Consider the following 15,915-nt stretch of genomic DNA (forward strand, 5'->3'; position numbering starts at 1 on the left):
ACGCCCTTAACCGCTGGCTGCTAGAAACTCCGCCGATACCAGTTGTTCTGGTGATGAAAGCCATTTGCATGAATGCGCCGCTCGTTGCCCGGGGCAAGCTGGCAAGCTTGAAATCCACCAAGGCTACATTTCGGCTTGTCGGGCCGGTTGTCGCAACGCTGTTGATCGCCGTTTATGCGGTCGGCGTCTCGCTCTTCGTGGTGCCGAGCAATGTCGACGTGTCGTGGCTGTTGACGGTTGGCGACCGTGTCCTCAACGGCGAACGCCTTTACGTCGATATCGCCGAGGGCAATCCACCATTTTCGACCTGGCTCTATCTGCCTTTCCTCGCCATGGAGCGCCTGACGGGGCTGTCGGCGGAACTTTGGGTGAGTGTGGGCGTGGCAGCACTCGCGGCGGCTTCCGTCTGCTTTTCGGCTCGCATTCTTGCGCGGACCGACGAGGTTCTGAAGCGGTGCGTCTGGATCATTCCGGCGGCGGTGTTTGTCGTGCTGTTCCTGTTTCCGCCGGATTTCGGCCAGCGCGAGCAGATTGCCGTAATCGCCTTGCTGCCGTGGCTGGCGTTGCTTTCGGCGCGTGACCGAATGGCGGATTTTCGTGCCGGCGGCACCGCCGAACGGATCGTCGCCGGTGTCGGCGCCGCTATCTTCGTGATGATCAAACCACCCTACAGCGTGCTCGCTCTGGCGCTTCCGGTCCTTGTGATCGCGCTCCAGCGACGCTCGCTTCGTCTGCTTTTTACGACGGAGAGTGTGGTCGGCGGTATTCTGACCGTTGCCTATCTGATTGCACTTGCTGTCTTCATGCAGCCCTTCTTCGCCGAGGTGCTGCCGTTGTTGCGTCAGGTCTATCTGCCGATGCGAATGCCGGTCATGGACATGTTGATGCTGTGGCCTATTCCTATGTTCGCGGCCATGGCAGGAGCCACACTGGCGATGGCCTATCCCGACCGGCCTCATCGCGATGCGCGAATACTGCTTCTGGCGGGAGCAGCCTACGTCCCTGCCTTCGTCATCATGGGCAAGGGGTGGACCTATCAGGCACTACCATTCCTGACAGTCGGGGTCCTGGCATTGATGCTGCAATCGGTCCGGCTGAAACCATTGCGAAGCCTGTCTCCGACGGCCATGCTTGGGGCCGCGCTCGGGCTGTTTTCGATCGTGAAATTGGTCGTGGCGCAACAAGGTCTGGCATTCACTCAGCCACGCGGCGATCTCGACGCGGCGGCGGTCGCCGTCACCCGCGTGATTGACCATCCAACCTTCATGTCGATCGGCTCGCGGCTGCAGGCCGGCAACCCGCTCGCCCGGATGACCGGCGCCCGCGTCGTGGCACGCAACCCGTCCGCCTGGATGATCAATGATGCTGGGACCCTTATCCGGTTGGCGCGGGACCCTGCCCAACGGCTGGATCTGGAGACCTTGCGCCAGCAATATACCGCGGCGATCGCCGGCGAACTTGCCGCGAAGCGGCCCGACATCGTTGTCGACGACGGGACAGCGGAGCCGCGTGCGCCAATACCCTTGAGGGACAACATCGCCATCGCCAGGGCCCTGGCGGATTACCGCCCACTGCTTCAGAACGGGTCGGTGACCGTGCTTATCCGCGCCGACGCCAAAGCTCGCCAATAGGTATTACAGCCCAATAGGTATTACAGCCAGGCGTCCTACGACGGCATGTCGATGCCTGGCGTGCCGCCAACCGCGGCCCTGCGCTCGCGGGCTATTATATCGGCAAGCATCCATGCCGACAGGAACAACGGCACCAGCACGCCGATGCCAAGACCGGCATTGTTCACCAGGTGGGCGATTGCCGGGTATAGCCAGACCAGTGCCAGAAAAATCCTCGGCATGGCGTTGCGCGTCGAGAGCAGATAGGCGACGGCAACGGCTAGGCCGATCGTGTCGTAGCTGTAGCCGTAAGGCGTCGCCAGCGTTGCCAGCACGGCGGTGAGAACGACCCGTTCGCGATGCTCGACCCGCCGCCATGGCAACCAGATCCAGATTGCCGTTGCGATCGCGACGACCGTGGCAATGGCTTGCAGCGCATAGGCGGCGGTCAGTCCCAGACCGGACGCACGAGCCAGGAAGAACATGGTCGCCGCATTCGACTGATAGGGCTGCGGGTAGGGAGCCTCGAGGATCGCCGTCATCAGGGGACGGGTCTCGGTCCAGAACAGTGTCCAGACCTGAGAGCCGAGCAGCAGGCCGGTCAGGACGAACAGGGCCGACGACGACAGCGCGGCGGCGACGATGGCGCGCCAGTTGCCGTTCGCCAGCAAGCAGAACGGCACCAGTATGCCGAGATGCGGTTTTACCGTCAGCAGGCCTAACAACAGCCCTGCCAGGACCGGCCGCTTCGGCGCCGCCGCCAATCCGCCGATCAGCAAGGCCGTCGTCAGGGCGCCGTTCTGGCCGAAGGCCGCGTTGATCAGCACGGCCGGACAAACGAGGATGGCTGCTTCGGCCACCTTGCCCAGTTGCAGCGGCCGCATGGCCAGCCAGAGACAAAAGACCGTGCCCAAGGTCCACACGAGATAGGCGGGAAAGATCGGCAGCAGCGCGAGCGGCGCGCCGAAAATCAGGATGCTGGGCGGATAACTCCACTCCTGGTTGGGAAGGTCTGGCGAAAACATCCGACGCAGGGTTGCGCGGTAGCTGTCCATGTCGAACAGGAACGCGACATGCCCGTCGAGCGCCATGCGTCCACCCGCCCACAGATTTGTGAAGTCCCAATAGGGCATTCCGTGGCTGACGACGGACAAGCCGCGCTCGTCGGATGTCCACAGTCCCAGATGGTAGCGCAGGCCGATCAGGATTCCGGTGCACAGCACAAGTGCCGCGAAACGGATATCGGATCGATTGGGGGCAGTCTGGTTGACCGGTGCCATGCGCTGTTTTCCAAGACCCTGTCCGCCTTGATAAGCGACGCGCGTTAAGATCGGCTTATTTGGAGGTCTCGTCGGGCTTCGTCACCCGCCGCAGCGTCAGATTGATCCTGCCGCCGTTCTTGAGCAGCGCCGAGGTCGAAGGGTAGATGCGGTCGACGCCATGGAAGGCAAGACGGCCCTCGCCGCCAAGCACGACGACATCGCCGCTTTTCAGCCTGAACGATTTGGTGGCGCCATCGCGCGTTGTCTGGCCGACCCTGAAGAGACAGTCGTCGCCCAGCGAGACAGAGACGACGGGCGCCGAGAAATCGGCCTCGTCGCGATCCTGATGCAGGCCCATCTTCGCGTCGGGCGTGTAGAAATTGATCAGGCAGGCCTCCGGTGGATTCGCGTACCCCGACACCTGCCGCCACAGGTCGAGCAGGCTGTCGGGAATAGGCGGCCATGGCTCTCCGGTCAGCGGATGCGTCGGCTGGTAGCGATAGCCGCGCTCCTTGTCGGTGACCCAGCCGAGCGAACCGCAATTGGTCATGCGCACGCTCATCTCCTTGCCGGTTCGCGGCATGGCCGGCACGAACAGCGGCGCTTGCTGGACGATGCTCCTCACCTCCTCGACCAGCATCTCCTGGACGGCACGTGACAGATGGGCCGGCATGTGGCGGACGCCTTTGGGCAGAACGAGCATGGACTGGTTCACCTTGCGAATGTTCGGAGCCGCAAGATGCCACCATCACAGGCAGAGGGCGACCCGAAAGCCGTTATCGCTTTTCACTGAAATTGCCCAGGCAGAACGCTCGGTGAATTCGTTTCCCCCAATTAGCCAAAGGCGGTTGACGGGCACGATTGGCGTGGTGCTTAGTCGTCCCCACCCGGCCGCGCAGCTTCTTGATCGTGCCGCGCCCCGCCTTGCTCTTCAGCCGCCGCTCGACCGCGCCTTTCGACGGCCGTGTCTTCTTGCGCGGCGGCGGCGGCGGTTCGGCGGCCTTGGCCACCAGTGCCGTGAGCCTAGCCCGCGCATCGGCTCGGTTCTGTTCCTGGGTGCGGAAGCGTCCGGCCTCGATGACGATGACACCGTCCTTGGTGGCGCGCTGGCCGGCAAGTTTTATGGTCCGCTCGCGCACGCGGTCCGACAGGCCCTCCGCGTTCTGGGCGTCGAAGCGCAGTTGCACCGCCGTCGCCACCTTGTTGACGTTCTGGCCACCGGGGCCGGACGAGCGGATGAAATCCTCGTGCAAGTCGCCCGGGTGGATCACGGCCTCGCCTGAGATGATGATGTCGTCGTCGATCGGCATGCCGCAGTCATGGCGCGGCGGACCGAAAAAGAAAAGGCCCGATCGAAACCGGGCCTTCAATGGTGCCGAGCCGCGACGATGCCTTTGGCGATTACTCCGCCGCTTCCTGCATGCGAGGTGCCGCCCCCAGCACCACGGCGTCGACATGGCTTTCGAATTTCTCGAAATTGACGGCGAACATGCCGACCAGCCTTGCCGCCTGCCGGTCATAAGCCGCCTTGTCCGCCCAGGTTGAGCGCGGGTCGAGAATGGCGCCGTCGACACCCGGCACCGCCACCGGCACCTCGAAGCCGAAATTGGCGTCGGTGAGGAAAGCACCTGCCTTCAGCGAGCCGTCGAGGGCGGCGGCGAGCAGCGCGCGCGTCGCCTTGATCGGCATACGCTTGCCGGTGCCATGGGCGCCGCCGGTCCAGCCGGTGTTGACCAGCCAGCAATCGGCGCCATGGCGGGCGATCAGCTCGCGCAGAAGGTTGCCGTATTCCGACGGATGGCGCGGCATGAACGGCGCGCCGAAACAGGTCGAGAAGGTCGCCTCGGGCTCGGTCACGCCCTTTTCCGTTCCGGCCACCTTGGCCGTGTAGCCGGAGAGGAAATGATACATCGCCTGCGCCGGCGTCAGCTTGGCGATCGGCGGCATCACGCCGAAAGCGTCGGCGGTCAGCATGATAATGTTCTTCGGATGACTGGCGCGCCCGGTCTTCGAGGCATTGGGGATGAAGTCGAGCGGATAGGCACAGCGTGTGTTTTCGGTGAGCCTGCCGTCATTGAAATCCGGCACTGCGTCGGCATCGAGCACGACATTTTCCAGCACCGTGCCAAAACGCTGCGTGGTGGCGAAGATCTCCGGCTCGGCTTCCGCCGACAGCTTGATCGTCTTAGCGTAGCAGCCGCCTTCGAAATTGAAGATGCCGTGCGGGCCCCAGCCATGCTCGTCGTCGCCGATCAATGTGCGCGACGGATCGGCCGACAGCGTCGTCTTGCCGGTGCCCGACAGGCCGAAGAAGATGGCGGCATCGCAGGCCGGTCCTTCATTGGCCGAGCAGTGCATCGGCATCACGCCCTTCTCCGGCAGGAGGTAGTTGAGCATGGTGAACACCGACTTCTTCATCTCGCCCGCATAGGAGGTGCCGCCGATCAGCACGATCTTGCGCGTCAGGTCGACGGCGATCACCGTTTCGGTGCGGCTGCCATGGCGGGCGGGATCGGCGCGGAAGGACGGCAGGTCGATGATCGTCATGCCGGGCACGAACTGTTCGAGTTCGGCCGCGTCGGGACGGATGAGCAGGTTGCGGATGAACAGCGAGTGCCAGGCAAATTCGGTGATCACCCTGGTGGGCAGCTTGAGCTCCTCGTCGGCGCCGCCGACCAGATCCTGCACATAGAGATCCTTGTCCGCGGCGTGGGCCTGGAAATCGGCGAGCAAAACGTCGAATTGGGCCGGCGAAATCGCCTTGTTGTTGTCCCACCAGACGTGCGGCTCGGTGGCGCCGTCGCGAACGACGAACTTGTCCTTGGGCGAGCGACCGGTGTGCTGGCCGGTCTCGGCGACGAGCGCGCCATGGGCGGTCAGCCGGGCTTCACCGCGCCGGATCGCTTCCTCATAGAGGGCGGCCGCGCCGAAATTGTACCGCACCATGCCGGAGGTTTTCAGACCGATACGATCGATCGCGCAGGCAGGATTGCGTTTGCCGACTTCCGACATTGGAGACCCTTCTCAAGATTTGCCGCATCTTTGCCGGCATATTCCCGGCACACCCGCCAAGCAGGCCAGGATGGTCAGAACCAGAAAAGCCAAATGATATCAAATCATTAATCGATTTAAAAATTTGAAAGTTGTTTAAATCGTTTATATATGCGAAAAGTTTCGTGGTTGCCCAAAGGATTGGCGATGTTCGTTCGTCCAATCCGTGTCGAGGTTGGATTGTGGCCGGCGGCACCCCGCGCGTGACAGCGGACAAGGCCTATGCCACATTTTGTACCTAATTTGTCCTGCAAAAGCCCCTTCTCTACGAAAGAAGGGACAGCTCATGAGGGAGCCGCTTGAAATGGCAACAATCGCGCTTGTCGATGACGACCGCAACATTCTGACGTCGGTGTCGATCGCCCTCGAATCCGAGGGGTATCGTGTCGAGACCTACACGGATGGTGCGTCCGCGCTGGAAGGCCTGGCGGCGCGGCCGCCGAATCTCGCCATCCTCGACATCAAGATGCCGCGCATGGATGGCATGGAGCTTCTGCGCCGGATGCGCCAGAAATCCGACCTGCCGGTGATCTTCCTGACCTCCAAGGACGACGAGATCGATGAATTGTTCGGTCTCAAGATGGGCGCCGACGACTTCATCCGCAAACCGTTCTCGCAGCGCCTGCTGGTCGAGCGGGTGCGCGCCGTATTGCGCCGGGCCAGTGCCCGCGAGGCCGCGGCAAAAGCGCCCAGCCAGCAGGCTCGCTCGCTCGAACGCGGCCAGCTCGTCATGGATCAGGAGCGCCATACCTGCACCTGGAAGGGCGAGCCGGTGACGCTCACCGTCACCGAGTTCCTGATCCTGCATTCGCTGGCGCAACGCCCCGGCGTGGTAAAAAGCCGTGATGCGCTGATGGATTCGGCCTATGATGAGCAGGTCTATGTCGACGACCGCACCATCGACAGCCACATCAAGCGGCTGCGCAAAAAGTTCAAGGCCGTCGACGACGACTTCGAAATGATCGAAACCCTTTACGGAGTCGGATACCGGTTCCGCGAAGCGTAAAGCCTAGGCAGGAGCTGCTATTCGATGGCAGTGGAAGCACAACGAAGCAGACCGGCGGCCGCTGCCAGGCGGCCGTCGCGCATCATGCCGTCCTTCGTGTCGAAATTCACGGTGCCGATGCGCCGATTCCTCGGCCACCACATCTTTTCCAGCCTGACGCGGCGTATCCTCTTCCTCAATCTCGCCGGGCTCGCGGTGCTCGTCACCGGCATCCTCTACCTCAACACCTTCCGCGACGGTCTGATCGATGCGCGCGTCGAAAGCCTGATGACGCAGGGCGAGATCATCGCCGGCGCCATCGCGGCGTCGGCGACGGTCGAGACGGATTCGATCAGCATCGACCCGGAAAAGCTGCTTGAGCTGCAGGCCGGCGAAAGCCTGGGACCTGGCTCGGACCAGCTCGACAATCTGGATTTTCCGATCAACCCGGAGCGCGTGGCGCCGGTGCTGCGGCGGCTGATCTCACCGACCCGCACCCGCGCCCGCATCTATGACCGCGACGCCAACCTGCTTCTCGATTCACGCCATCTCTATTCGCGCGGTCAGATCCTGCGCTACGACCTGCCGCCGGTCGAAGAGGAAGAACCCGACCTTGTCGAGCGCGTCCAGAAATTCATCTTCGACTTCTTCCGCAACACCGACCTGCCGGTCTATCACGAGCAGCCGGGCGGCAACGGCGCCGCCTTTCCGGAAGTGGTCAAGGCGCTGACCGGCAGCCCGTCGACCATCGTGCGTGTCTCGGAACAGGGCGAGCAGATCGTCTCGGTGGCGGTCCCGATCCAGCGTTTTCGCGCCGTTCTCGGTGTGCTGATGCTGTCGACCGAAGGCGGCGATATCGACAAGATCGTCGCCGCTGAACGCAAGGCGATCCTGCGCGTCTTCGGCATCGCGGCGCTCGTCACCGCCATCCTGTCGATGCTTTTGGCTTCCACCATCGCCAACCCGCTGCGCCGGCTGTCGGCGGCGGCCGTGCGGGTGCGTCGCGGCGTCAAGAGCCGCGAGGAAATCCCCGACTTTTCCGACCGCCAGGACGAGATCGGCAATCTGTCGATAGCCGTGCGCGACATGACCAACGCGCTCTATGCGCGCATCGAGGCGATCGAAAGTTTCGCCGCCGATGTTTCGCATGAGCTGAAGAACCCGCTGACGTCGCTGCGCAGCGCCGTCGAGACGTTGCCCCTGGCGAAGAATGACACGTCGCGCGCGCGTCTGATGGAGATCATCCAGCATGACGTCAAACGGCTGGACCGCCTCATCACCGACATTTCCGATGCCTCCCGCCTCGACGCCGAACTGGCGCGCGAGGACGCGGGAACCGTCGACCTGAAGAAATTCGTCACCGACCTCGTCGCTGTTTCGCGTGAAACGACGCGCAACAAGAAGGCGGTCGAGATCGAACTCAAAGTTGCCAAGCTGCCGCAGGGCGCCAAGGGCTATGTCGTCGTCGGCCATGACTTGCGCATCGGCCAGGTCATCACCAACCTGATCGAGAACGCCCGCTCCTTCGTGCCCGAGGACCATGGCCACATCAGCCTGTCGCTGGCGCGCGCCGGCAAGTTCAACATCCTGACCGTCGACGACAATGGTCCCGGCATCCGCGCCGACACGATCGACCGTATCTTCGAACGCTTCTACACTGACCGGCCGGCCGGCGAGGCGTTCGGCCAGAATTCGGGGCTTGGCCTGTCGATCTCCAGGCAGATCGTCGAGGCCCATGGCGGCACGCTGACCGCCGAAAACATTCCCGGCACCAAGCCCGGCGAGATCAAGGGCGCACGCTTCGTCGTGACGCTGCCGGCCGAGGGATGACCTTGGCCCTGATATAACCATGCCCGAAGCCGCCGCGCAGCCTGAAAACATCCACGGAACCGCGATCCTGATCGGCGATCGCGGCGTCCTCATCACCGGGCCGTCCGGCGCCGGCAAGACGACACTGGCGCTGACACTCCTGGACCACTGCCGGGCGCGCGCGCTGTTCTCGCGGCTGATCGGCGACGACAGGCTGCTTGCTTCGGCCCACGCCGGGCGGCTGGTCTGCCGCGTGCCGCCGACCATCGCTGGTCTCGCCGAAGTGCCTGGGTTCATGCCGCGCCCGCTGCCATTCGAGCCGGGCGGAGTGATCGACCTGCATGTGCGGCTTGTGCCGAAGGCGGAAATGGCCCGTTTCCAGGAGGAACTCAGTGAGCCGGTCGCAGGCTGCCCGGTGCCGCGTATCGACCTTGCTGAGCGCAACGCCGCCACGGCCTTGCCGGCCGTCATGGCGCGGCTGTCGATCGCGCCTTTTCTATGATCCGCCCTGGGTTTTTTGCTGCAATGCGTCAAAATGGCATGGGCCGGCGCAATTTTGGGCTTGTCAACGGGCCGCGCGTCGACAAGATAGCGCTCCCGCCGCCTGGATTGGCTGGCGAGCATAAAATGCGCCTGTGAAGCGGCGATGACGGGAGCCACCAAAGAATGATCGGACTCGTGCTTGTAACGCACGGTCAACTGGCCACCGAGTTCCGACATGCCGTCGAACATGTCGTCGGGCCACAAGACAATTTCGAAACCGTGGCGATCGGTGCCGACGACGATATGGAGCAGCGTCGCCGGGACATCGTCGACGCGGTCGCCCGTGTCGATACAGGGGCAGGCGTGATTGTGCTGACCGACATGTTCGGCGGCACGCCATCCAACCTTGCCATCTCGGTGATGGAGTCCGGCCGCACCGAAGTGATCGCCGGCATGAACCTGCCGATGCTGATCAAGCTGTCGTCGATCCGCAAGGGCGACAACATGGCGGCGGCGCTCGATGAAGCGCAGGCCGCGGGCCGCAAATACATCAACGTCGCCAGCCAGCTTCTGAGCAGCAAATGAACGCGATATTCCCGGAAAAAGACCAGATCGTCCGGGAGTTTCCGATCGTCAACCAGCGCGGCCTGCATGCGCGCGCCTCGGCGAAATTCGTCCAGCTCGCCAGCGGCTTCAACGCCTCTGTCCATGTCGAGAAGGACGGCGTCCAGGTCGGCGGCACCTCGATCATGGGCCTGATGATGCTGGCCGCCAGCCCGGGATACTCGATCCGCGTCACCGCCAGCGGCCCGGAGGCGCTCGAGGTCATGGACGCGCTGGAGCAGCTCGTCGCCTCCCGTTTCGGCGAAGAGTGCTGACCCGAAATCAGCATTCCGGGACATGCACGAATAAAGATTTCTTTATATCCCATTGTCGTATGAAGCCTGATCTGCTAGTCAGGCCGGCAATTCGCGCCGTTGGAAATGTCTTCCGGCACGGGCGCATCCGCTAACAATTCGCACGCATAACAAATCGCATCGGAGCACTGCCATGACGGGTAGCAAGGACTATGTGGTCGCCGACATCTCGCTTGCCGGCTGGGGCCGCAAGGAACTCGATATCGCCGAGACCGAAATGCCGGGCCTGATGGCCTGCCGGGAGGAATTCGGCGGCAAGAAGCCGCTCAAGGGCGCGCGCATCACCGGTTCGCTGCACATGACCATCCAGACGGCGGTGCTGATCGAGACGCTGAAGGTGCTCGGCGCCGATATCCGCTGGGCTTCCTGCAACATCTTCTCGACCCAGGATCACGCCGCCGCGGCGATTGCCGAGGCCGGCATTCCGGTCTTCGCCGTCAAGGGCGAAAGCCTCGAACAGTACTGGGACTACACCGACAGAATCTTCCAGTGGGCCGATGGCGGCCTCTCCAACATGATCCTCGATGATGGCGGCGACGCGACCATGTACATCCTGATCGGCGCCCGCGCCGAGGCCGGCGAGGACGTGCTGTCCAATCCGCAGAGCGAGGAAGAGGAATACTTCTACGCCCAGGTCAAGAAGCGCCTGAAGGCTTCGCCGGGCTTCTTCACCAAGCAGAAGGCGGCGATCCGCGGCGTCACCGAAGAGACGACGACCGGCGTCAACCGGCTCTACCAGCTGCAGAAGAAGGGCCTGCTGCCCTTCCCCGCCATCAACGTCAACGACTCGGTCACCAAGTCGAAGTTCGACAACAAATATGGCTGCAAGGAATCGCTGGTCGACGGCATCCGCCGCGGCACCGATACGATGATGGCCGGCAAGGTCGCGGTCGTCTGCGGCTATGGCGATGTCGGCAAAGGCTCGTCGGCCTCGCTCAAGGGTGCGGGCGCCCGCGTCAAGGTCACCGAAGTCGACCCGATCTGCGCGCTGCAGGCGGCGATGGACGGTTTTGAAGTGGTCACGCTGGAAGATGCGGCACCGACCGCCGACATCGTCATCACCACCACCGGCAACAAGGATGTCGTCACTCTCGACCATATGCGCTCGATGAAGGACATGGTGATCGTCGGCAACATCGGCCATTTCGACAACGAGATCCAGGTCGCGTCGCTGCGCAATCTGAAATGGACCAATGTCAAGCCGCAGGTCGACATGATCACCTTCCCGGACGGCAAGCGGATGATCCTCCTGTCTGAGGGCCGCCTGCTCAATCTCGGCAACGCCACCGGCCATCCGAGCTTCGTCATGTCGGCGTCCTTCACCAACCAGGTGCTGGCCCAGATCGAGCTCTACACCAAGGGTGAGCAGTACCAGAACCAGGTCTATGTGCTGCCCAAGCATCTCGATGAGAAGGTCGCGCGCCTGCATCTCGACAAGCTCGGCGCCCGGTTGACCGAGCTGTCGGGCGAACAGGCCGCCTATATCGGCGTCACGCCGCAGGGTCCGTTCAAGCCGGAACACTACCGCTATTAACCAAAGCCGAATTTACTACAAGATATTGATGCCGGGCGATTGACTTTTCGCCCGGCTTTATTTTTGCGCCGAATGATTCTTCACGCCGATTCCAGCAGGCGCTATTGTTGTGATTCGCGGGTCCAGGGGCGAGGACCGGCGCACGCGTCAGGGCGGTCTTGCATTCAGGCGGCGAAGAGGACCAAGACATGCCGGGGGAAAACCCGCTTCACGCGGGACAGGCCGTTTCCGGCGGCCACGACGATTCGGGGATCATGGGCTCCGCCGCACACGGCGAGCGCCTTTCCTGGCGCGCCCGTGCGGGATTGCTCCTTGCCGGCTCCGCGCTTGCCTGCCCCTTGGCGGGCGCGGTCGCGCATGCCCAGGCGGCCGGCGCCGCGGTGGCCGGTCTTTCGATCAGCACCGTCGAGGTCATGCAGCTGGCGGTGTTCGTCGGCGTAACGGGTACGGCATTCCTGTCGGCCATCGTTCTTATCCGCGAACGGGCGCGTACCTCGGCGGAGAATGTCGAGCTGAGAAGCCGCGTCGCCGATGTCAGCGCGGCATTGCGGCGTTCGGAAGCACTGCTCAATTTGCGCGACCAGCGCATCGTCGTCTGGGCCTCGGAAAACAAGAAACCCGAACTCATCGGCACATTGCCGACCGAAAGCGGCGCGCCGGAGGAACGGGCCGCGTTCCTCGCCTTTGGCCGCTGGCTGATGCCGCGTTCGGCGGCGGCACTCGAACATGCCGTGGCGGGTTTGCGCGAAAAAGGCAGGCCGTTCGACCTCGTGATCGAATCCCAGGCCGGCGCTCCATTGGAAGTGCATGGCCGCAAGAGCGCGGCCCATGTGCTGGTGCGGTTTGTTTCGCTGTCCGAGACACAGCGCAGCCAGGCCCGGCTCAAGATCGACAACCAGCGGCTCGCTGCCGACCATGACACGATGGTCGGGCTGCTCGAGGCGCTGAAGATGCCGGCATGGCTGCGTGACGAGCATGGCCGCCTGAAATGGGTCAACCGGGCCTATGCAGACGCGGTCGAAGCCGAAAGCGCGGAAGCCGCCGTGCGTGACGCCAAGGAGTTCCTCGGCGGCCAGGCGCGCGAGGCCATCGCCACGCAGCACAAATCGCATCCGGTGTTCGAGCAGTCGCTTTCGACGGTGATCGAAGGGGACCGCCGCGTGTTCGCCGTGACCGACTTTGCCGGCGCCGACGGTTCGGCGGGCCTTGCCTGCGACACCAGCGCCATCGAGGCCATCCGCGGCGAATACGAACGGACCGTGCGCAGCCACGCCGATACGCTCGACCAGCTCAACACCGCGGTCGCCATCTTCGACACCGACGAGAAGCTGCGCTTCTTCAACCAGGCTTTCCAGAAACTGTGGGGGCTCGACAGCGGCTTCCTGCACAGCGCGCCCGACAACGCCCTTTTGCTCGACCGCCTGCGCAGCGAGGGCAAGATCGCCGAACAGCCGGAATGGCGCCGCTGGAAGGAAGGCCTGCTCGGCGCCTACCGTGCCGTCGAGTCGCAGGAACACTGGTGGCATCTGCCCGACGGCAAGACGATCCGTGTCGTCGCCAACCCGCAACCCAAGGGCGGCGTCACCTGGGTGTTCGAGAACCTGACCGAGAAGATGGATCTCGAAAGCCGCTACCGCACCGCTGTTCGGGTCCAGGGCGAAACGCTCGACAATCTGGCGGAAGGCGTCGCGGTGTTCGGCCCCGACGGTCGGCTGCGCCTATCGAACCCGGCCTTCGCCACGCTGTGGGGATTGGACGCGGAAGCCGCCAAGCCCAACGTGCACGTATCGGCCATACGCGAGCTCTCCGACCGGCAAGCGGTCGAGAGCCCCTGGCCCGGCTTCGTCGCCGCCATCACCGGCTTCGACGACGAGCGCCGCGACCGCCACGGCCAGACCGAGCTCAACAACGGCACCGTGCTGCGTTATGCGGTGATTCCGCTGCCCAACGGGCAAGTGATGATGACCTTCGTCGACGTTACCGACAGCGTCCACGTCGAACGCGCGCTCAAGGACAGGAACGAGGCGCTCGAGAAATCGGACCAGCTCAAGAACGAGTTCGTCCAGCATGTGTCCTATGAACTGCGTTCGCCGCTGACCAACATCATCGGCTTCACCGAGCTGCTGTCGCTGCCGACGACCGGCCCGCTGACGCAGAAGCAGCGCGAATATGTCGAGCATGTCGGCTCGTCCTCCTCGGTCCTGCTGACCATCGTCAACGACATACTGGACCTTGCGACCGTCGATGCCGGCATCATGCAGCTCGACATTTCCGAAGTGCATGTCGACCGCACCATCGCGGCCGCCGCCGAGCTGGTCGCCGACCGGCTGGAGGAGCATTCGATCCGGCTCGCGGTCGACGCTGGCGCCGCGCCGAAGACATTCCATGGCGACGAAACCCGCATCCGCCAGATCCTCTACAATCTGCTGAGCAACGCCGCCAATTACGCGCCGGAGGCCAGCACGATCCGGCTGGCCTGCCGCCAGCTGGCGGACGGCGTCGAGTTCTCGGTTCACGACGACGGGCCCGGCATGCCGCCTGATATGCTCGATTCGGTATTCCGCCGCTTCGAGCCGCGCACCAATGGCGGCCGCCGGCGCGGCGCCGGCCTTGGCCTGTCGATCGTCAAGAGTTTTGTCGAACTGCATGGCGGCGCCGTTCGCATCGAAACCGGCAAGGACAAGGGCACGACCGTCATCTGCACCTTTCCCGACATGCCGGGTATCCGCGCAGCGGCCGAGTAGCGCGCTCGATGACGGAACCGGTGCTGGAGCGTTTGCTCGCCGACGAGACCCATACGGCGCGACTGGGCGAGGATCTGGCGCTGGCGCTGCGCGTCGGCGACGTGCTGGCGCTCAAGGGCGATCTCGGCGCCGGCAAGTCGACGCTGGCAAGAGCACTCATCCGAACACTGGCCGACGATGCCGATCTCGAAGTGCCGAGCCCGACCTTCACGCTGGTTCAGAGCTACGACACACGGATCCCGGTCCATCATTTCGATCTCTACCGCCTGTCCTCGGCGGCCGAACTGGACGAGCTCGGCTTCGAGGAAGCAATCGCGCAAGGTGCCGCCCTCATCGAATGGCCGGAACGGGCTGATGGCGCTCTGCCCAAGACGACGGTGCTGATCGAACTCGTCCAGCATGGCGAGGGCCGGCTGGCGCGCCTGTCGGGGCAAGGCGCGACCTTCGACCGTGTGGCGCGCTCGCTGGCCATGCGCGGCTTCCTGGAGAGCGCCGGATGGGGGCAAGCGCGGCGCCGGCATTTCATCGGCGATGCCTCGGCCCGTTCCTACGAGATCGTGTCGCTTGCCGGGGAGGCGCCGCGGGTGCTGATGAATTCGCCGCGGCTGGTGCTCGGCCCTCCCGTGCGCCACGGCAAGCCCTATGCCGTGATCGCCCACACCGCGCAGTCGGTGTCCGCTTTCGTCGCCATCGACCGTGCGCTCCTGGCCGCCGGCGTCGCGGTGCCCAGGATCGACGCGCAGGATCTCGACCTGGGCTTCCTGCTGCTTGAGCATCTGGGCTCGGAAGGTTTCCTCGCCGGCGATGGCGAGCCGGTCACCGAACGTTACGAGGCGGCGGCCGAACTGCTTGCCATGATGCATGGCAAGGCGTGGCCGCACCGCATGGAGGCGGCTCCCGGCGTCGTTCATGACGTGCCGCCCTTCGATCGCGATGCCATGATGATCGAAGCGGACCTGCTGATCGACTGGTATGTGCCGGCGATATCGGGCGGCCAGGCGAGCGACGCGCTGCGTTCCGGCTACCACAGGACATGGAACGCGCTTCTCGACCGGCTGCAAGGCAGCGAATACACCCTGATGCTGCGCGATTTCCATTCACCCAACATCATCTGGCGCGGCGAGCGGTCCGGCCTCGACCGGCTCGGCATCGTCGACGTGCAGGACGCGCTGATCGGTCCCGCCGCCTATGATGTCGCCTCGCTTGCCATGGACGCACGCGTCACCATCCGGCCCGAGATCGAGAAGCGGACGCTCGATGCCTATGTCGCCGCGCGTCATGCGGCGGGCGGCTTCGACGAGGCAGGCTTCATCGAAGCCTACGCAATCATGGCCGCACAACGCAATTCCAAGATTCTCGGCATTTTCGTGCGCCTCGAAAAACGTGACGGCAAACCCTATTATCTCAGGCATCTGCCGCGCATCCGCGATTATCTCAGGCGGGCGCTGTCGCATCCCGCGCTCGCCGAACTGCGGGATTTCTACAGCGCGCACGGGCTGCTGGAGGAACGAGCGCTGTGA

General features: G+C 63.9%; 12 protein-coding genes and 1 pseudogene. 9 read left to right on the forward strand and 4 right to left on the reverse strand.

Features of this window, described 5'->3' with window-relative positions; translation table 11 throughout:
* Nucleotides 1-68 precede the first annotated feature (68 nt).
* A complete protein-coding gene (locus EJ077_RS28215; RefSeq protein ID WP_208698004.1) occupies nucleotides 69-1,631 on the forward strand; it encodes a hypothetical protein in 1,563 nt (520 codons plus the stop codon).
* A 35-nt stretch (nucleotides 1,632-1,666) separates the two neighbouring features.
* Here the strand turns inward: EJ077_RS28215 and EJ077_RS28220 are convergent, their stop codons facing one another.
* From EJ077_RS28220 to EJ077_RS28235, 4 genes and pseudogenes are all read right to left on the reverse strand, one after another.
* The gene (locus EJ077_RS28220; RefSeq protein ID WP_208698006.1) at nucleotides 1,667-2,890 is read right to left on the reverse strand and encodes a glycosyltransferase family 87 protein; all 1,224 of its coding nucleotides are present in this window, start codon (nucleotides 2,888-2,890) and stop codon (nucleotides 1,667-1,669) included.
* Between the two features lie 55 nt (nucleotides 2,891-2,945).
* A complete protein-coding gene (locus EJ077_RS28225; RefSeq protein ID WP_208698008.1) occupies nucleotides 2,946-3,575 on the reverse strand; it encodes an alpha-ketoglutarate-dependent dioxygenase AlkB family protein in 630 nt (209 codons plus the stop codon).
* Nucleotides 3,576-3,756: 181 nt separating this feature from the next.
* A pseudogene (gene arfB / locus EJ077_RS28230) lies at nucleotides 3,757-4,182 on the reverse strand (alternative ribosome rescue aminoacyl-tRNA hydrolase ArfB); the annotation flags it as partial.
* Between the two features lie 91 nt (nucleotides 4,183-4,273).
* On the reverse strand, nucleotides 4,274-5,884 hold the full coding sequence (locus EJ077_RS28235) for a phosphoenolpyruvate carboxykinase (RefSeq protein ID WP_208698010.1): 1,611 nt from the start codon (nucleotides 5,882-5,884) through the stop codon (nucleotides 4,274-4,276).
* 343 nt (nucleotides 5,885-6,227) lie between these two features.
* Between EJ077_RS28235 and EJ077_RS28240 the strand changes: the two genes are divergently transcribed.
* The 8 genes from EJ077_RS28240 to tsaE all read left to right on the forward strand — a co-directional run bounded on the left by EJ077_RS28240 (nucleotide 6,228) and on the right by tsaE (nucleotide 15,915).
* Nucleotides 6,228-6,929 carry a response regulator transcription factor gene (locus EJ077_RS28240; protein WP_010912942.1) on the forward strand — a complete coding sequence of 234 codons (702 nt, stop codon included), beginning with the start codon at nucleotides 6,228-6,230 and terminating at the stop codon, nucleotides 6,927-6,929.
* A gap of 24 nt (nucleotides 6,930-6,953) precedes the next feature.
* On the forward strand, nucleotides 6,954-8,738 hold the full coding sequence (locus EJ077_RS28245; RefSeq protein ID WP_127275653.1) for a sensor histidine kinase: 1,785 nt from the start codon (nucleotides 6,954-6,956) through the stop codon (nucleotides 8,736-8,738).
* Between the two features lie 19 nt (nucleotides 8,739-8,757).
* A complete protein-coding gene (locus EJ077_RS28250) occupies nucleotides 8,758-9,219 on the forward strand; it encodes an HPr kinase/phosphorylase (protein WP_208698012.1) in 462 nt (153 codons plus the stop codon).
* Between the two features lie 164 nt (nucleotides 9,220-9,383).
* Entirely contained in the window at nucleotides 9,384-9,785 is a 402-nt protein-coding gene (locus EJ077_RS28255; protein ID WP_010912939.1) for a PTS sugar transporter subunit IIA, read from the forward strand.
* The gene (locus EJ077_RS28260; protein WP_127275650.1) at nucleotides 9,782-10,078 is read left to right on the forward strand and encodes an HPr family phosphocarrier protein; all 297 of its coding nucleotides are present in this window, start codon (nucleotides 9,782-9,784) and stop codon (nucleotides 10,076-10,078) included. The genes EJ077_RS28255 and EJ077_RS28260 overlap by 4 nt, the downstream gene beginning before the upstream one ends.
* 172 nt (nucleotides 10,079-10,250) lie before the next feature.
* Nucleotides 10,251-11,651, forward strand: coding sequence for an adenosylhomocysteinase (gene ahcY, locus EJ077_RS28265; RefSeq protein WP_208698014.1), 1,401 nt, complete (start codon nucleotides 10,251-10,253; stop codon nucleotides 11,649-11,651).
* A 188-nt stretch (nucleotides 11,652-11,839) separates the two neighbouring features.
* Entirely contained in the window at nucleotides 11,840-14,395 is a 2,556-nt protein-coding gene (locus EJ077_RS28270; protein WP_208698017.1) for a sensor histidine kinase, read from the forward strand.
* Between the two features lie 8 nt (nucleotides 14,396-14,403).
* Nucleotides 14,404-15,915 carry a tRNA (adenosine(37)-N6)-threonylcarbamoyltransferase complex ATPase subunit type 1 TsaE gene (gene tsaE / locus EJ077_RS28275; protein ID WP_208698019.1) on the forward strand — a complete coding sequence of 504 codons (1,512 nt, stop codon included), beginning with the start codon at nucleotides 14,404-14,406 and terminating at the stop codon, nucleotides 15,913-15,915.

This window comes from Mesorhizobium sp. M8A.F.Ca.ET.057.01.1.1, assembly GCF_003952565.1.
In the GTDB taxonomy this organism is placed as follows: Bacteria; Pseudomonadota; Alphaproteobacteria; order Rhizobiales; family Rhizobiaceae; genus Mesorhizobium.